We start from the raw sequence: 18,109 nt of genomic DNA on the forward strand, positions 1-18,109 counted from the left end.
TGCCAGTGCACCGTCTCATGACGGTATGTAGCGTTCGACCTGACGGGGGCCTGAAGATTGATTACATTTCTGTAAGCTTGTCCGAATCATCTCGGTATGAAGGCGTGCCCGATCATTCAAGGCTTTTCAATCACTGCTTCTGGATGCTCACGATTTTCGCGACACTTCCCTCCATACGGAACCCAAATTTCACCTTGTCTCCTACGTTCAAGCCCTTCAGCTGTGCAGGCTCAGCTTGGAAGCCCATGGTCATCGCCGGCCATTTGAGCTCTGCTACCGGGCCGTACGCCAAGGTGATTTTCCCGCTTTGAGGATCCAGCGCCTTAATTGTCCCTTCCGCATGCGCAGTGGGCGCCGCCTGGCTGCCTTGGCCACCCTCGGCGGAGGCTGGCATTTTCTTCATGTCCATACCATCCATGTCCTGGGCATGCACACTGGCGGCGAAAGCTGTGACCAGGCCTGCGATGACAATTAGCTTTTTCATTGGATTTCTCCTGAGAGGTTGGGGGTAGTTACAGCAAGTTCGCGGCGACGGATCAGCCAGTACGCCGCAGGGATTACAAAAAGTGAAAGCAAGGGGGCGGTGAGCATGCCGCCCACCATGGGCACCGCGATGCGGCTCATGACCTCGCTGCCGGTACCGCTGCTCCAGAGGATGGGCAGCAGGCCTGCAACGATGACTGCCACAGTCATTGCCTTGGGCCTGATGCGTTGCACCGCGCCCTCACGGATCGCGTCGAGCAGCGCTGCTCGTGTAGTTTCGCCGTTGGCCTGACGCTCAGCCCAAGCGTTATTCAGGTAGATGAGCATGATCACTCCGAACTCCGCCGCTACGCCGGCCAGGGCAATGAAGCCAACGCCTGTGGCCACTGAAAGGTTGTAGCCCAGCAGGTAGAGCAGCCAGACGCCCCCGGTCAGGGCAAAAGGTAAAGTGCCCATGATGAGCAGTGCTTCACCGAGGCGGCCGAAGGTCAGGTAGAGCAGCACGAAGATGATGGCCAGCGTCGCTGGCACCACCCAGGCCAGACGGGCGTTCGCCCGCTCCAGGTATTCGAACTGGCCGGAGTAGCTCAAGCTCATGCCTGAATCGAGCTTTACCTCGCTGTCGATCGCCTGACGTAAGTCTGCAACAACAGACGAAAGGTCCCGGCCGCGCACGTCGATGTACACCCAGCCCGAGGGGCGAGCATTCTCGCTCTTCAGCATGGGCGGGCCATCAGCAATACGTATGCGGGCCACGCTGCCGAGCGTCAGCTGGCCGCCCTGCGAGGTGTAGATCGGCAGCTGACGCAACGCCTCCACCGAATCACGCCATTCGCGTGGATAGCGCACGCTAATGGGATAGCGGGCCAAGCCTTCAACTGTTTCCCCGATGGTTTCGCCACCAATGGCGCCGGCCACGATGGCCTGTACGTCGGTGATGTTCAGACCGTAACGGGCAGCGGCATGGCGGTCGATATCCAGATCAATGTAGCGGCCACCAGTCAAACGCTCTGCCAGCGCCGAAGTCACTCCAGGCACCTTTTTCGCGGCCCGCTCCACAGCGAGAGTGGCCCGGTCTATCTGGCCTAGGTCGCTGCCGGCCACCTTGACGCCGATTGGGCTCTTGATGCCGGTGGCCAGCATATCGATGCGGTTGCGGATGGGCGGGATCCAGATGTTGGTCAGCCCAGGCACACGCACAGTGCGATCAAGCTCCTCGATAAGCTTGTCCGTGGTCATTCCTGGACGCCACTCACTCTTGGGCTTGAGCCGAACGGTGGTCTCGAACATCTCCAGCGGTGCCGGGTCGGTAGCTGACTCGGCGCGGCCGGCTTTACCAAAGACACTGGCCACTTCGGGAACAGTTCGAATCAGACGATCCGTTCGCTGCAACAGCTCTGAAGCTTTCTGCGCCGAGAGTCCAGGCAAGGCTGAAGGCATGTAGAGCAGATCACCTTCATCGAGCGGAGGAAGGAACTCGCCCCCAAGATGATTCAAGGGCCACAGACTGCTGAGCAGGATCACCAATGCTGCAGCGAGGGTAACCAGAGGCCGGCGCAGGACGACCTCCAATGCCGGACGGTATAGCCGGATGAGGCCCCGGTTGAGCGGGTTGCGCTGTTCCGCAGGCAGTGGCCCTCTGATCCAGTACCCCATCAGCACCGGTATCAGGGTCACCGATAGCGCAGCTGCCGCAGCCATTGCGTAGGTCTTGGTAAAGGCCAAGGGTGCAAAGAGGCGTCCTTCCTGGGCTTGCAGCGTGAACACCGGGATGAACGAAAGCGTGATGATCATGAGGCTGAAGAACAGTGCCGGCCCTACCTCGACGGCCGCCTCCGTCATTACCCTCCAATGCGCTTCTCCCCGCAAAGGTTGACCAGGATGCCGGATATGCCAGGCCTCAACACGTTTGTGGGCGTTCTCGATCATGACCACGGCAGCGTCCACCATTGCACCGATGGCAATAGCGATTCCGCCAAGGGACATGATGTTGGCGTTGATGCCCTGATGACGCATGACGATCAGCGCTATCAGGATTCCCACGGGCAGCGAAACGATAGCCACCAATGACGAGCGCAGGTGCCAGAGAAAGGCTGCGCATACCAACGCCACTACCAAGAACTCCTCGATCAGCTTGTGACTGAGGTTCTCCACGGCACGGTCGATCAACTGGCTGCGGTCGTAGACGGTGACAAGTTCCACCCCGGCTGGCAGGGCTTTCTTCAGGGTTTCGAGCTTAGCCTTGACGTCCGCGATGGCCTCACGAGCATTCTTCCCGCTGCGCAGGATCACCACACCTCCTACGGCTTCGCCGAGGCCGTCCAGTTCGCCTATGCCTCTGCGGGCTTCCGGACCTATCTGCACCGTAGCGACGTCGCCTAATGTCACCGGCACGCCCTTGGTAGCCAGTCGCAGGGGTATCGCTCTGAAATCATCCAGCGATCGCAGGTAGCCGGCCGCACGTACCATGAATTCCGCTTCGCCTTGCTCCAGTACACCGCCACCGGTCTCCTGGTTGGCCTTGCCTATAGCCTCCACCACCTCAGCCTGGGTGATACCGAGGCTGGCCATGCGCAGCGGATCGAGCACGACCTGATACTGCTTGACCATACCGCCGATGGTGGCCACTTCAGCGACATCCGGCAGCGTCTTGAGCTCATAGCGCAGGAACCAGTCCTGCAGGCTGCGCAGTTGCGACAGGTCATGGCCGCCGTTACGATCGACCAGCGCATATTGATAAATCCAGCCCACCCCGGTGGCGTCCGGGCCCAGTACCGGCTTGGCTGCGGCAGGTAATCGCGATTGCGCCTGGCTCAGGTACTCAAGAACCCGAGAGCGCGCCCAATACAGATCGGTGCCGTCCTCGAACAGCACATAGACGAAGCTGTCACCGAAGGCGGAGAAGCCGCGAACCGTTTTGGCCCCCGGAACCGAGAGCATGGTAGTGGTCAGCGGATAGGTCACCTGATTCTCAACGATCTGGGGAGCCTGGCCTGGGTAGGACGTGCGGATGATCACCTGCACGTCCGACAGGTCGGGCAAGGCGTCGATTGGTAGGCTACGCACCGAGACGAAGCCCCATGCCACCAGAAACAGCGTGGCGAGGAGCACCAGCACACGGTTGCCTACCGACCAGCGGATCAGTTTGGCAATCATGGTTGGCCCTCCAACACTTTGATCTGCTCAACGACCATGCCCTCGTCGCGTTCGCGTATGCCAAAGCGAATCTGCGCACCGATCTTGAGGCCATCAAGGAGAGACTGCTCAGCCACAGGGAAGGTCATGGTCATCCCTGGCATGCCCAGGGTGATGAAAGGACCGTGGGCAACGGTGAGCTGTGTGCCGTCTATCTGCACGACACGGCCATCCGCTTCATGCAGGGCTGGCCCCGCATTAGGCTGACTATCCTGCACCGTCGCCGCCTCGATGCCTTTCAAATTAGCGTCGGAGTCCAACAGGAATTGCCCGGACGCGACGATGCGCTGTCCTGCCTGAAGACCCTGCAACACCGCAACTTGGCCTTTGCTCTCCTGGCCCAACACGACTTCCACCGGCCGGAAGCGACCACCGTCTTCAGCCAGCATCACCAGGTCTCGCTTGCCGGTGCGGATGACCGCCTCGGCAGGCACCAAGAGGCTTTGCTTGGCAGACTCGCCGGGATGGAGAGCCACTTGAGCGGTCATCCCAGGACGAAGCCGCCCATCTCGGTTGGGCAACTCGATACGCAGGCGCAACGTGCGGCTCTGCAAATCGGCATCGGCCAATAGCGCAGTCAACTTGCCCGGTATGGGATCGCCTGGGAACGCTGGCAATTGCGCCTGCACAGGCTGGCCTTCGCGAAGGCCTTGAGCCTGGGCTTCCGGCACAGCCGCTTCCAGCCAGACGTTGGCCACTCCATTGATCCTTGCTAAGGTAGCGCCCGGCGTCAGCGTCATGCCGGGTCGCAGATCGAGAACCTGGATTACACCGGCAGTGGGTGCGGAGAGTGTGACCGAGAGCTGCACCTTCCCAGTGCTCGCGACCCGGTTGATCAGGTCGGCCGGCATGCCGGCGAGCACGAGCCGCTGTCGTGCCGCCGCCGTCAGCTGAGCGTCGCCAGAATGCCGCAACGCCAGGTATTCCTCCTGCAAACCAGCCCACTCCGGGGTCAGCACATCGGCTAGAGGAGCCCCTTTGGCAACGATGTCCCCCGTCGCTCGACCATAGACGCGTTCGACGTAACCGCCAGTACGGGCCTGCAACACGCTGAAGTCGCGTTCGTCGAACGTCAGAACGCCGCTCACACTTAGGGTCCGTTCTAGCCGGCCAGCCGTCACCGTTGCCAATCGAATCCCAAGGTTTTGCTGGAGCCCAGCCGAGACCTGAACCGCAGGCTGCTCCTCGCCAGCCGTGTCATCCGAATACTTGGGCACGAGCGGCATGTCCATGAACGGCGATTTTCCGGGCGCCGGGAAGTGCTGCTGGGGATACATCGGGTCGTACCAGTACAGCGCTTTTTTTTCCTGACCTAAGGGCTGCGATGGCGAATACGCACCTCTCCCACCTAGCCAGAAGCCAGCGCCTATTCCAATAGCAAGGGCAGCAGCCACGACGAAACCAATCGACCTATTCCTCATGCCCGCACCTCTCCATAAACGAAATGCAGACGCGCTGCTGTTGCCGCCAACTGTCCTTGCAGGTCCACATCCTGTAGTAGTGCCTCCACACGCTGCCGGCGTGCCGACAGCACTTCACTCAACGGCGACTTACCGGCGCGGTAATCCGCCAGAGCGAGGCGTACCCGGTCCTCGGCCAGGGGCAAAAGTGTTTCGCGACTGCGCCGCACTGCCCGTTGCAAGCGTTGGTACTCGACAAGGTCTGTTTCAAGCTGGGCTTGATGCTCGCGCAGGGCAGCGTCCTGCTCATCTTCCAATTGGCGAACTTGTGCGCGTCGTGCCGCAATCATCGGGTCTTGCCGTGAGCTGGTAAACAATGGCAATTGGAAGCTGACTTGCAGGCTGACCATGTTGCTGAAGTCCGGACCACGGCGCTGATAATCCACTCCCCAGGACCAATCCGATTTCTTTTCCGCCTGAGCCTGGTGTACCTGGGCTTGAGCCTCGCGTGTCATGGCGTTGTAGGTATTGAGCTCCGGATGGGCATGGACGGAGTGCAAGTATTCAGCTGCGTCTACAGGCCAGACAGGGAAGGTCGGCGCGCCTACTTCGGCGTCCTGCCCAATCCAGCGCTTCAGCGCGGCTCGCGCCTGAGCTGACTGACTCAATAGAACGTCTTTCTGCTCGTCCAACTGCGCGGCTTCTTGCTTGGGAGCCAGCGTATCGGCGCTGGAGCCTGCGCCTCCGGCCAGGCGGGCCCGCACCGTGGAAGCCAGCAGCTGGTTTTCTTTGTAGAAGGCGTCGAACTGTTCAAGCTTTCGCTGCACGGTGTACGCAGTAACCCAAGCCTGTGCGGTTGCCGCCCTAACCTTCAAGCGTTCGAAGATCGCCTCGGCATCGGCTCGCTCGACCGTGGCCTGCGCTGTCTCTATGCGAGCTTTGCGTTTGTCCCGGTTCGGTACTTCTTGGGACAGGCCAACCACCTGCATGGTCATGAAGTCTCTGTTCATGCTCCAGCGATCGGTGCCTTCAATCGGCAGGTTTTGTACCCCGAGATTCAGGCGCGGATCGGGTAGTTCGCCCGCTGGAATGACTGCGCTGCGCGCAGCTGATGCCTGCTCCTGGCGGGCCTGTAGAGAGGGAGCGTTACGTTCAGCCAGTTGCAGCGCCTCATCCAGCGACAGCGTTGCAGCCTGTGCCGAGACAGCCGGCAGCAGTATGAACAGGACGGCCGTGGTTATCCGTCCCTGAAAACGTTGGGGAGTCATGAAAATGATTCCTCGAAAGATCAGCGCCCAGGCGCGTGCCATCGCCCCGCTGCTAGGCGGAACGACGGTGTGAAATTAAGAGGGAATCAGACGCGGGGAGGACGCCACGGATCGGGGGGAGAACCTGTCGCTATGCCTACAGCGTAGGTATCGGCAGGTCGTGGCTTGGCGAAAGTCAGCCCAGGCGTCAGGAAGCTAATCTGTACGGTACTGGCAGTCCTGCACTCCTGGCCGACCTTGCAGGATTTGGCATGGTCGCCAGTCTTACCCAGGTCTTGGTCCTGGCAGCAGTCATGGTCCATGCCCGCCATCATTTCCATGCCCATCGCCTGCATTGGGCAAGGTTCAGTCGCCGAATCGATGCCCGCCATCCCGTTAAGCGGAAGCGCCACGATTAGCATCAGGAGGGTGAGTAGTCGAATGAGCCGATTCATGATGGGCGAGTATAGGTTACCGGGATGAGTTCAGCATTAAGGGGTTGGGGCTGCACTAACCAACCGCTTGGAGGCTGGGAGACTGATGAAGAATGTTGTGACACCCTCCGCTGATGTACACCAGATTCGTCCGCTATGAGCCTCGATGATAGAGCGGGTTATCGACAGCCCCAGGCCTGCATTGCTTGGGCCGCCTTCGCGTCTGGCTGGATCGGCTCGATAGAATCGGTCGAAGATCTTGCCAATGTGCTGGGGATCGATGGTTACCCCGCTGTTACGCACGGAAAGCGTCACGCTTTCAGGCGTCTGCTCGATCTGCACTGATATCTCGTTGCCTTCCGGGGTGTAGCGCAACGCGTTGGATAGAAGGTTGGAAAGCGCTCGGTCAATCATCAGGCGATCGCCACGAACCTTACCCTGCCCGTGTAGGGTCAGTTGGATGCCTTGATCCTCAGCCAGGAATTGGTAGTACTCGAACAGCTTTGATACGAGTTCGGAGAGCTCCACATCGATCTGCTCGGGCACGATCAGACCGTTATCCGCCTTGGCCAGGAACAGCATGTCGTCGATCATGCGCGACATGCGCTTGAGGTCTTCCAGGTTCGAATAGAGGTTTTCTTCATAGGCATCCAGGTCACGCTTCTTGGTGAGCACCACTTCGGTATGGGTCAGAAGGTTGCTGACTGGCGTTCTCAATTCGTGAGCGATATCGGCAGAGAAGTTGGACAACCGAACGAATGCATCCTCCAACCGTCCCAGCATCCCGTTGAAAGACAGGATGAGCTCCTGAAGCTCTAGCGGTACGGGCTCCAGCGGAATGCGTTCGCGAAGTGATCTTGCCGACATCCCGGTGGCCACTTTGGTGATTTGCCCAAAAGGCCGAAGCCCGCTTTTGGCCACGACCCAGCCCAAGCCTGCGCTCACAATCGCGCTGATCACCAGACCAATTCCGAACCACCATTGCAGGGTGACAAAGAAATGGGCGTGAGTGGTGACATCGAGCATCAGCACGGCCGTCACCGGTTCCGGCTCGCCTGCAATGGTCAGCTGGGCGGTAATGCCGCGGAAGTTCTGCGCTTTATCCTGCCACTCCCAGACCGCACCCCGATGCGCCTGCTCGAACCGCTGAGGAATCTGGGAGGCTTTGGGGTCTGAAAACAGGACCGTTCCGTCAGCCTTGGTGATTTTCGCCGACAGATCCTGATGTGCGCCGAGCAATGCCCGCAGCTGCTGCTCCTGATCGTCGAGCCCGCCTCGCGCTGCTGAGATGGAAAGGATATGACGCGTTGACTCCAGCTTTTCAGAAAGCGCCTGCTCATCCAGCATCCGGAAATGGTGCTGGCTGAGCCCGTAGAAAGCGACGCCGGCAACCACCAGGACAGCAGTCACCGCGAACATGAACATCAGGGTCAGCCGCTTGACGAGCGATGATTGCGGGCGCATCACTCGGGCACATCCATCATGTAGCCCATGCCTCGGGCGGTATGGATTAGCTTTGGCGCGAAGTCGTCATCAATCTTGGCCCGCAGTCGGCGAATCGCGACCTCGATCACGTTGGTGTCACTGTCGAAATTCATGTCCCACACCTGAGAAGCGATCAGCGATTTGGGAAGCACCTCGCCGCGTCGGCGCATGAGCAGCTCCAACAGGGAAAACTCCTTGGCAGTAAGGTCGATCCGCTTGCCGTTTCGCGTAGCTCGACGCTTGAGCAGGTCCACCTCAAGGTCTGCCATCTTCATAGTGGTTTGAGCAGAACCACCGTTGCCTCTGCGCAGCAACGTACGAACTCGAGCCAGCAGCTCCGAGAACGCAAAGGGCTTCACCAGGTAATCATCAGCGCCCAGTTCCAAACCTTTCACGCGGTCGTCTACGCCGTCTCGGGCCGTCAAGAAAAGGACCGGCACATCCTGACCCGCCGCACGGATCTTGCGCAGGACATCCCAGCCATCGAGCCCCGGCATCATCACGTCGAGGATCAGCAAGTCATACGCTTCGCTCTGTGCCTGTTGCAGGGCGTCAGTGCCTGTCATCACCCGGTCAACGGTGAAGCCAGCTTCTGTTAGACCTTGCTGGAGGTAGACACCGGTTTTCGGCTCATCTTCGGCCACGAGTAATTTCATCTGCTCTCATCCACGCGGGGTGCATTTCCAGTTTGCGGGAAAAAAGAAGCCCAACCAGAAGCTGACGGAAAAGTAATGTCGAGATCAGTTTTCTGACAGCACCGCGAGGCTAACTTGACCCTGTACCTGACGCCATGAGGCGCAGAACCCACTGAGGATCTCCAGATGAACATGGTCAAAGCAATTGTGATGGTCGTTACCTTCGGCATGGCAGGCATTGCCCTGGCAGAGGGCGGCGCGGACCGGACCTTTGCACGGATGGAAGCGGCTCTCCAAAGCTCCATGCAGGCCTCCCAGGTTGCGCAGGGGAAGAAAGAGCAGGCGCCATTCGCCGCCCAGTCCAGCAAGCACGCGGGCCACGAAAGCTGCTGATCCTAGCTTACAGAAAAGTAATCATCCCGGAATCTGAACTATGGCTGTTTCAGAGTACGGCCTCTCATCAGCCTCGCGTAGTGGCGAAAGTCTACGAGACTGGTGAGAGCTCCAATGAACCCAAGGGCTGCACCATCTAGCAGCCTGGATATCAGCGATCTACCTGACTGGACGCAACGGCATGCAAAGCAAAACCACGAGACGATCTTTCGTCAAAGGCCTGGCCGCTACCGGACTTCTGGGTGGGCTCGGCATGTGGCGCGCGCCGGTCTGGGCCGTGACCAGCCCTGGCCAACCGAACGTGCTCAGCGGCACGGACTTCGATCTGTATATCGGCGAACTGCCCGTCAACATCACGGGTGCAGCTCGTACGGCCATGGCCATCAACGGCTCCGTGCCAGGGCCGATCCTGCGATGGCGCGAAGGCGACACCGTGACGCTGCGCGTACGCAACCGGCTGAAACAGGACACCTCCATTCACTGGCACGGCATCATCCTGCCCGCCAACATGGACGGTGTGCCGGGCTTGAGCTTCCACGGCATCGCTCCCGATGGCATGTACGAATACAAGTTCAAGGTCCACCAGAACGGCACTTACTGGTATCACAGCCACTCAGGCCTCCAGGAACAGTCCGGGGTCTATGGGGCGTTGGTGATCGATGCCAAGGATCCGGAGCCGTTTGTGTACGACCGTGATTACGTCGTCATGCTCAGCGATTGGACGGATGAAGACCCGGCGCGGGTGCTCTCCAAACTCAAGAAGCAATCTGACTACTACAACTTCCACAAGCGCACTGTAAGCGACTTCGTTGACGATGTGAGCGAGAAAGGCTGGTCGGCCGCTGTAGCGGATCGGAAGATGTGGGCTGAAATGAAGATGAGCCCCACCGACCTCGCTGACGTGAGCGGGTATACCTACACCTACCTCATGAACGGCCAGGCTCCGAACGGCAACTGGACGGGACTCTTCAAGCCCGGCGAGAAGATCCGCCTGCGCTTTATCAACGGCTCGGCCATGACCTATTTCGATGTCCGGATTCCTGGGCTCAAGATGACGGTTGTGGCTGCTGACGGCCAGTACGTCAAACCCGTATCGGTCGATGAGTTCCGGATCGCCGTTGCCGAAACCTACGATGTCATCGTCGAACCTGAAAACGAGCAGGCCTATACGATCTTCGCGCAATCCATGGACCGTACCGGGTACTCCCGAGGCACCCTGGCAGTTCGTGAAGACTTGCAAGCGCCCGTACCGGAGGTAGATCCACGCCCGATCATCGCCATGAGCGATATGGGCATGGACCACGGCAGCATGGGCGGAATGGATCACGGCGGCATGGCTGGCATGGACCAAGGGAACATGGCCGGCATGGATCACAGCAAGATGGCTGGGATGGACCATGGCAGCATGGCCGGCATGGACCACAGCAAGATGGCTGGAATGGATCACGGCAACATGGCCGGCATGGACCACAGCAAGATGGCTGGAATGGACCATGGCAACATGGCCGGCATGGACCACAGCAAGATGGCTGGAATGGACCATGGCAGCACGGCCGGCATGGACCACAGCAAGATGGCTGGAATGGACCACGGCAACATGGCCGGCATGGATCACAGCAAGATGGCTGGGATGGGTCATGAGGGCATGGCCGGCATGAGCGGTGCAATGCAGAGCCATCCGACTTCCGAGACCAACAACCCGTTGGTCGATATGCAGACCATGTCGCCGACCCCGAAGCTGAACGATCCGGGAATTGGCCTGCGCAACAACGGGCGCCGAGTGCTGACCTACGCCGATTTGCGGAGCACCTTCATCGATCCCGATGGTCGAGAGCCTGGACGCACAATCGAACTGCACCTTACCGGCCAAATGGAGAAGTTCGCATGGTCGTTCGACGGTATCAAATTCTCCGACGCTGAACCGCTGCGGTTGAAATATGGCGAGCGTCTTCGCATCACCTTGGTCAACGACACCATGATGACTCACCCCATCCATCTCCACGGTATGTGGAGTGATCTGGAGGACGAGAACGGCAACTTCATGGTTCGCAAGCACACCATCGACATGCCACCTGGCTCAAAACGAAGCTATCGCGTCACCGCAGATGCCTTGGGACGTTGGGCCTATCACTGTCACCTACTGTTCCACATGGAAATGGGCATGTTCCGAGAAGTCCGTGTGGACGAATGAACTGGAGATTTGAGATGAGCAAACCAATGAAACGAAGCGCCTTTTTCCTCTCTGCTGCGATGGTCGGCATGTTGGCTGTTTATGCCCCGTCGTCGTGGTCTAGCGACAACCACGATCAGCATTCCCAGAAATCCACCGAGGCCGGTAAAGCCAAAGGTTCGCAGGACAAGCAGGGCCAGGGCATGAACCATGAAGGCATGGACCATGGGTCCATGGAAGGTATGGACCACGGCTCGATGAAGGGGATGGACCATGGCTCGATGAAGGGGATGGACCATGGCTCGATGGAAGGCATGGACCACGACAAAATGATGGAATCGCATGGCAGCGACAAAGCTAAGGCAGGGAAAGATGGTCAATAGCCTTGGGCGGCCTTCGCTGCTGGCCCTGACTGTTTCAATCGGCATGCTGGGCGTAACGCCCAGCTTCGCCGCTGAAGAAATGGATCACTCGGGCATGGATCATTCGAAAATGGGGCACGGTTCCATGCAAATGGATGCTGCTCCGTCCGAATCGATGCCGGCGATGGATCACAGCAAGATGGGGATGAGCAAACAGCAGAAACAGCCTGCCCCTGTTGATCACAGCCAGATGGGGCATGCTCAAAGCCAGAGCAAATCCAGCCCGGTGGACCATAGCAAGATGGACCACAGCAAAATGGGCCATGGAAACATGAAGGGCATGGATCACGGTTCGATGAAGGGCATGGACCATTCCCAGATGAATCCTGGTTCAGCGACTTCTCCGACCACAACGAGCCGCACGCCGATTCCAGTGCTCACTGATGCCGACCGCGAGGCAGCCTTTCCGCCTTTGGGTGGCCACCAGGTGCACGACAGCGGAATCAACAGCTTCTTTCTGTTGGACCAGCTCGAATACCAGGACGCCGATGAGGGCAGCACCCTGGCTTGGGATGCATCTGGCTGGGTAGGTAGCGACATCAATCGACTCTGGGTTCGGTCGGAAGGCGAGCGCACCAACGGGGTAACCGAAGATGCTGAGCTGCAACTGCTATACGGGCGCTCGGTCAGTCCTTGGTGGGACGTGGTCGCCGGGGTCCGTCAGGATTTCAAACCGGAATCACCGCAGACCTGGGCAGCCTTTGGTATTCAGGGCATGGCCTTGTATGACTTCGAGGCCGAAGCTACGGCGTTCATCGGCGAAAACGGCCAGACTGCTGCGCGTCTTGAAGGCGAATACGACATCCTGCTGACCAATCGCTTGATTTTGCAGCCCACGGCTGAGGCGAACTTCTATGGCAAGAACGATCCTGAGCGCGGTGTTGGATCGGGTCTGGCCAATACCGAAGTCGGGCTGCGTCTACGGTATGAAATCGTCCGCCAGTTTGCCCCGTACATAGGCGTTACCTGGAGCCGCTCCTACGGCAACACCGCTGACTTCATCCGAGACGAGGGTGGAGATGTTGATGAGGCACGCTTCGTTGCCGGTATCAGGATGTGGTTCTGAGAATTCCAACATGAAAAGAACAATTACAACGCTGCTTGTGGCCGGTGCTGTCGGAAGTGCTGCGGTATTGGGCACCGCGTATTTCGGCTTGGTGAATGTCGGCGCCGATGATCCTCACTTCCCGGCTGTCCATTCGTTTCTCGCCATGGCTCGCGACCGGTCGATTGAGGTTCGAGCGCGAGACATTGAAGTGCCTGACCTGAAGAACGCTGCGTTGATCAAGGCAGGCGCAGGCAACTACAACGCCATGTGCATTGGGTGCCACCTCGCCCCTGGCGTTGGAAAGACAGAACTCAGCCAAGCGCTATACCCGTCGCCACCTGACCTCACCAAGGTGGGTGTCGGAGACGATCCGGCTGCCGCATTCTGGACGATCAAGCACGGCATCAAAGCCACCGGCATGCCCGCCTGGGGCAAGAGCATGGGTGATGAGTACATCTGGGGAATAGTCGCGTTCCTTGACCAACTGCCCCAAATGAATTCTGAGCAGTACAAGGCGTTGGTGGCCACGAGCGGCGGCCATCAGCACGGCGGCGGTGAAAGCGATATGCATAATCATGAGGGCCAGCACGGCGGGAGCGGTCATGCCGAGCGTGGCGATCACGACGAAGCGGCAGATGACGACCATGCTCAGACAGCTCACGACCATGGAGCTGCACCCGCAGGCGCCGCCCAAGCGGCAGATCATCACGGTGACCACAATGCGGCCGAAGCCCATTCGGACGCCCACCCGAAATCGTCGACAAAGACGCATGTTCACAAAGACGGTAAGGAGCACACTCATGCCAACTAACCGGATACTCGTTCGGCTAGCCGCAATCGCTGGGCTGCTGGTGGCCTCGGCGGCCTACGCCGCAGAGTCATTGTCCATCGACGTTCACCGAGATGCGAACTGCGGTTGCTGCAAGAAGTGGATCGCGCACCTGGAAGCCAATGGTTTCAAAGTGACCGACCATGTTGAGACGGACATGAGCGCAGTGAAACAGAAGCTGGGCGTAGCGCCACGGTTAGCCTCCTGCCACACAGCCGTGATTGACGGAAAGTTTGTTGAAGGTCACGTGCCAGCTGAGCAGATTCGAGAACTCAAGGAGCGGAACGATCTGGTAGGGATCGCCGTGCCAGGAATGCCAGCTGGATCCCCAGGCATGGAGGTTGATGGTGTAAGCCATGCCTACCAGGTTATTGGTTTGACCAAAAGCGGCGAGGACCAAGTAGTCGCCAACTATCCAGCCAAATAACCCACCGACCAGAAGGACGGCAGTAGGCTGACTGCCGTCCCATAAATCCCCGCTAGAAAGTTTCATCAGCTCAACACGACGACACAGAGGGCCTGCAAAGCGTAGCTAATCAGATTCACGGCGCTCGCGGACTGGCTTGAGTACGATATCGCCGTTGATAAGCTCGATGGAGAGTCTGTCGCCCGTCGTGACCCCGAGCTCGCTCAGAATGTCGTCGGGTAGTTCCACAATCACATCGCCGGAGCCGTCGCCGGGATCAAGGCACTTGACCGTGGTGCGCGCTGATTGAGTCATTGGGCTGTCCTGCCTGAGCTACCAATTCTCATCGTACTCCACCAGTCATGAAAGCCGGTAACCAGGCGATCAATCGCCGGAATTGACGCTTCAACCCGGCTTTTTATCAGCGTAAGTCCTGCCCGCTCGATCAGTGCTCAGTTCTGGCCCCGGCAACCGATACCAGCGGTCCGGTACTCAAGGATTTTCAGGTCTCCATTGGAATCCTCGTAGTTCATCTGTGCTGGCATCACGTCACAGCTCGCCTTGGTCGATGTCATGCTGATTACTCTCGCCACGTCGAGCCGCATCCCGTAGCGATAATGGATCACCTCCGGTGGCTTCATATCATTGACGGCCGCATAAGCTCGCATAGCTTGCTCATTGGCCTGAATCATCTTCCCGTATAGACGGTCGGATCCTCCTTCGGCGAGCGCGGTTGAGGAGGCCACTATGGCCAGGATGGCCGCGATGCTTTTGATGACTTTCATTTCAATCACTCCAATAGACGTGACTGAAGATTAGGATTTTGTCGCTGTCAATTGAGTGATACGGGGATTACAAGGTTGTAAGTCCGGCTTGCAGATGGAGGTAGCGTTGCGTCTACACGGCATACCAATTCCCCTCAGGCACACTACTGATAGACACCCAGGCGAAGACGCTCAAGATAGTCCGCTACCACGCTGAATCCGAGCGACGTGTCGAGCATCTCGAAGGGTACAAACCCCATCAAACGGCCGCACGGCCGACAAAGCCACTGCTCCGCGAGCATCTGAGAGCCAAATACCTTCGACGCAAGCTCCAGTCCTTTCGCATATTGAAACGCCACCGCGCTCTGCTGGGCATCCAGGCGATGGGCCTGAACGGAATGGCTCAGACGGTGAACGCTTCTGGTCGATATTCCTGTGATTCGCCTGACGAGGTTACGAGCCTTGAATAGGCTTGAGGACTCGACCATGCATTTCACGTCGCTGAAAAAAAATCCTGTTTGGACAAGACGCAGGAGCTCCAGCTGGCTCAACTCATCAAGGTCGGTATGAACCAAGTGGAACGTTGGTGCAAAAGCCTGCGATTCAACAGGTGGGGGCGTGCTTGTAGGATTCATTGCATCGACCTCCTCTTGTGCGTTGGCTGTCAGACTAGATCGAATTTGATTCCCAAGCACGCCCGACGCCCTTTAACCTTCACACCTTAGCCCAAAACGATCACTAATGTGTATGCAGTACCGGTGTCTTCTAACTAAAATGCCATACCACTCGTCTTCCAGAACATCATTGCATGAAAATTTTCACACCATTACCTGGAGAATATATCGCATCTGCGCTTAAGCGCGGCAATGAGCTCCTAGGCATTAAATCGTTGAAAACTGAAGATTTCTATATAAAAGCGAAACCTCGTATTGGGTTCGGAATTAATAAGACTTTGGGGAAGTTGCAAACAGAGTGGCGGCCGCATCAAGAATTCTATTACCCAAAGCTGCTAGACGAGCACAAGATTTCGGACCTAGCCTTAAGCGATCACACTTTGTATCCTATGATAGCTGCCCTCGGGCGTCATCGAGCGACCGCAATCGTCACACCGAAAACTTGGGAAAAGGTTTGTCCAGATTGTGTTCGCGAAGACTTGGATAATTGCGGAAGCCCCTATATTCATCGCAGGCACGTATTGGGTTCCGTACAGGTGTGCAGTACTCATGCCTGCGCTCTAATCGAGACATGTCCGACCTGCTCAATACCAATGAAAAAGCACGAGATTAATCACCTAGCCAAGTGCAGCAAGCTTAACACATGGTCAAAACGTCAAAAGCGAGAATTCGGATCAAACCGTCATATGTATGCCAAATTTGTCGCAGACCTTTTGGACTATAGCGGCCCTATGATCAAGGATGGAATGGCAGACTTTGTCGCATATGCAAGCCTCATGATAAATCGAACTAGCGCATTCGAAAAAACCCAGCTGAATATTTCCAAACTGATCAACGAAGAAATGGGCATAACTTCGAGACTCACCCATGTCAGTATCTCTACCAGCGACAAATATCCTATCTATGTGTTTCTTGGATGCCACACCGCTGAAAATTATTTCAACTTGCTAAATAATAAGGATGAGCAAGACGTGCTGCGGGAGAAGAAAACAGTCATATTCAATAAACTTTTGCACGAAGCCATGAAAACTAATCCATATCGTCACGTATCTGCGTAAAGACTTCATCTTCGGATACGCGAGATATTCTTATTCCTGCATAACGGTATAAAACACTCATCGCACAGTTTTCAGTCAGCGAGTATTCTCGAATTGCCCACCGGATTTTACGTAGCTGATGGTCATGAGTAGACTCAAGTAAACCCGCCATCAACCTAGTGCTCATCGGAAAGTGGTCCGGCATCTTGAGGAAAGCATGAGCGTTTAGGACACGCCTACATAGAGCAGCGCGGGTGACCTGCTGAGGCTTTCCGTCTACAGAAAGAATCATCGTCTTCGCTTTAGCGAGCTCCAACGCAAGGGCCGAGTCCCTGGATTGCCAATCGATCAAAATTCTTCGGTCTCTGTGGTAGGGGTTCCCAGCAACATAACGGGCCAACCATTCCCTGTCGTGGCGGTACAACCACTGATAGCCCGGCTTGTCATGACATTTGAGATTCGTACTCTTCGCAAACGCTATTCGCCGGGCGTGAAGGTCATCGTCAGGGATGAGGTTATTCGGTTCATCAGGCCGGACCACAATACCAGCGCGATTAACGTCCTCTAGACGGTAGGTCTTCAGGTGCTCCAGCTCTAGATCAAGGAGCCAGCAGAGAAAATAGAACTTGAAAGGCTGCACGGTTCGACCTTGTCGCCGCAATATCTGAAAGACCCACTCAGCGGATCGAACCATTTCTTCGAATTCGGCGGCGCTAGGACTGCACCGAAGTCGCCTGGTTAAAAAATCTCTCAGCATCTGCTCTCTAATTCGTCCAGACCTGATAAAACCCATCTCGTCCAAACGGTTCCTGAGCAAATTTCCAGCCAGAATCGTTTTCATCTCATTGGGATGGTCTAGCCCCCACAGCTGCATGTGGGCAATGGCAACGGCCCCGCTGTGGTCACCACAGTCCATAACCGGCGTTCCAGCAGATTCCCCCGGAAGCAACATACAACGCCAATCTGACCATCCGGGGAATCTAATCGCCTGTAGTACTTCGCTGTGGCGTGGACAAATGCAAGTGCCCGATGCTTGGTGAATACGATGCCAATAAGCTGAGCCGCACTCCAGAATGTCCTCTCTGACGCAGCTCTCGCAATACCTAAACGAGGCGTGTTGGAGGAAACGCGATGCTGTAATGCCCAAGGCCATCTTGAGGCCTGTACCTCGATTACCTCCCATTAGAACGGCAGCATCGCGGCCCTTCTCGTCGTCCAAAAAAGGCAGAAAAAGCGGTAAAAGCGTGAAGCGCTCGATCAGCTCTCCTACAGAGAAGGCGCCTCTGAGACGTTCAGACAGAGCCTCTAAGCAGCACGGCAGGATGGAACCGCAGGTACGCGAGTAGCTACCGAACAGCTCTTGGCTGGTCGCTCGGTATCCCTGATTCGCTGCTAGCTTGTGATAGCGCACGGCCAGGCTATAGAGCGACTCATCCGGAAACGGCTGGGGGAAGAACAGAAGGTTAGCCACTGCCCTGAGCTCCCCT

17 protein-coding genes are annotated in these 18,109 nt (G+C 57.5%); 7 read left to right on the forward strand and 10 right to left on the reverse strand.

Annotated features, from left to right (window positions below):
• Positions 1–130 precede the first annotated feature (130 nt).
• From NY023_RS27445 to NY023_RS27470, 6 genes are all read right to left on the reverse strand, one after another.
• On the reverse strand, positions 131–484 hold the full coding sequence (locus NY023_RS27445; RefSeq protein ID WP_013974883.1) for a copper-binding protein: 354 nt from the start codon (positions 482–484) through the stop codon (positions 131–133).
• Complete coding sequence (locus tag NY023_RS27450) at positions 481–3,639, reverse strand: efflux RND transporter permease subunit (protein ID WP_013974884.1); 3,159 nt, start codon at positions 3,637–3,639, stop codon at positions 481–483. The genes NY023_RS27445 and NY023_RS27450 overlap by 4 nt, the downstream gene beginning before the upstream one ends.
• Entirely contained in the window at positions 3,636–5,099 is a 1,464-nt protein-coding gene (locus NY023_RS27455; protein WP_044047188.1) for an efflux RND transporter periplasmic adaptor subunit, read from the reverse strand. The genes NY023_RS27450 and NY023_RS27455 overlap by 4 nt, the downstream gene beginning before the upstream one ends.
• On the reverse strand, positions 5,096–6,346 hold the full coding sequence (locus tag NY023_RS27460; RefSeq protein WP_049798466.1) for a TolC family protein: 1,251 nt from the start codon (positions 6,344–6,346) through the stop codon (positions 5,096–5,098). Before NY023_RS27460 ends, NY023_RS27455 begins: the two co-directional genes overlap by 4 nt.
• Before the next feature lie 470 nt (positions 6,347–6,816).
• Positions 6,817–8,223, reverse strand: coding sequence for a heavy metal sensor histidine kinase (locus tag NY023_RS27465; protein ID WP_044047189.1), 1,407 nt, complete (start codon positions 8,221–8,223; stop codon positions 6,817–6,819).
• Positions 8,223–8,900, reverse strand: a complete 678-nt coding sequence (locus tag NY023_RS27470) for a heavy metal response regulator transcription factor (protein WP_044047190.1) — start codon at positions 8,898–8,900, stop codon at positions 8,223–8,225. The genes NY023_RS27465 and NY023_RS27470 overlap by 1 nt, the downstream gene beginning before the upstream one ends.
• A 165-nt stretch (positions 8,901–9,065) precedes the next feature.
• Between NY023_RS27470 and NY023_RS27475 the strand changes: the two genes are divergently transcribed.
• The 6 genes from NY023_RS27475 to NY023_RS27500 all read left to right on the forward strand — a co-directional run bounded on the left by NY023_RS27475 (position 9,066) and on the right by NY023_RS27500 (position 14,168).
• Positions 9,066–9,272 carry a co-regulatory protein PtrA N-terminal domain-containing protein gene (locus tag NY023_RS27475; protein WP_013974890.1) on the forward strand — a complete coding sequence of 69 codons (207 nt, stop codon included), beginning with the start codon at positions 9,066–9,068 and terminating at the stop codon, positions 9,270–9,272.
• Positions 9,273–9,453: 181 nt separating this feature from the next.
• Positions 9,454–11,463, forward strand: a complete 2,010-nt coding sequence (locus NY023_RS27480; protein WP_044047191.1) for a copper resistance system multicopper oxidase — start codon at positions 9,454–9,456, stop codon at positions 11,461–11,463.
• A 14-nt stretch (positions 11,464–11,477) separates the two neighbouring features.
• A complete protein-coding gene (locus NY023_RS27485; protein WP_013974892.1) occupies positions 11,478–11,825 on the forward strand; it encodes a hypothetical protein in 348 nt (115 codons plus the stop codon).
• The gene (locus NY023_RS27490; protein WP_044047193.1) at positions 11,815–12,930 is read left to right on the forward strand and encodes a copper resistance protein B; all 1,116 of its coding nucleotides are present in this window, start codon (positions 11,815–11,817) and stop codon (positions 12,928–12,930) included. The genes NY023_RS27485 and NY023_RS27490 overlap by 11 nt, the downstream gene beginning before the upstream one ends.
• Before the next feature lie 10 nt (positions 12,931–12,940).
• On the forward strand, positions 12,941–13,723 hold the full coding sequence (locus NY023_RS27495) for a c-type cytochrome (RefSeq protein WP_013974894.1): 783 nt from the start codon (positions 12,941–12,943) through the stop codon (positions 13,721–13,723).
• Entirely contained in the window at positions 13,713–14,168 is a 456-nt protein-coding gene (locus NY023_RS27500; protein ID WP_044047194.1) for a DUF411 domain-containing protein, read from the forward strand. The genes NY023_RS27495 and NY023_RS27500 overlap by 11 nt, the downstream gene beginning before the upstream one ends.
• Positions 14,169–14,273: 105 nt before the next feature.
• Here NY023_RS27500 and NY023_RS27505 read toward each other — a convergent pair whose 3' ends face one another.
• From NY023_RS27505 to NY023_RS27515, 3 genes are all read right to left on the reverse strand, one after another.
• Positions 14,274–14,462, reverse strand: coding sequence for an AbrB/MazE/SpoVT family DNA-binding domain-containing protein (locus NY023_RS27505; protein WP_044047195.1), 189 nt, complete (start codon positions 14,460–14,462; stop codon positions 14,274–14,276).
• 137 nt (positions 14,463–14,599) lie between these two features.
• Positions 14,600–14,932, reverse strand: a complete 333-nt coding sequence (locus NY023_RS27510; RefSeq protein WP_044047196.1) for a DUF2790 domain-containing protein — start codon at positions 14,930–14,932, stop codon at positions 14,600–14,602.
• Between the two features lie 143 nt (positions 14,933–15,075).
• Positions 15,076–15,546, reverse strand: coding sequence for an antitoxin Xre/MbcA/ParS toxin-binding domain-containing protein (locus NY023_RS27515; RefSeq protein WP_044047197.1), 471 nt, complete (start codon positions 15,544–15,546; stop codon positions 15,076–15,078).
• A gap of 173 nt (positions 15,547–15,719) precedes the next feature.
• Here NY023_RS27515 and NY023_RS27520 point away from each other — a divergent pair, with 173 nt between their 5' ends.
• The gene (locus NY023_RS27520) at positions 15,720–16,643 is read left to right on the forward strand and encodes a TniQ family protein (RefSeq protein ID WP_114167560.1); all 924 of its coding nucleotides are present in this window, start codon (positions 15,720–15,722) and stop codon (positions 16,641–16,643) included.
• Here the strand turns inward: NY023_RS27520 and NY023_RS27525 are convergent.
• Entirely contained in the window at positions 16,615–18,093 is a 1,479-nt protein-coding gene (locus NY023_RS27525; RefSeq protein WP_013974897.1) for a TnsD family Tn7-like transposition protein, read from the reverse strand. The genes NY023_RS27520 and NY023_RS27525 overlap by 29 nt on opposite strands.
• Positions 18,094–18,109: the final 16 nt, after the last annotated feature.

The sequence above is a fragment of the Pseudomonas sp. NBB genome (genome assembly GCF_032701105.1).
GTDB classification, from domain to species: Bacteria; Pseudomonadota; Gammaproteobacteria; order Pseudomonadales; family Pseudomonadaceae; genus Aquipseudomonas; species Aquipseudomonas asiatica.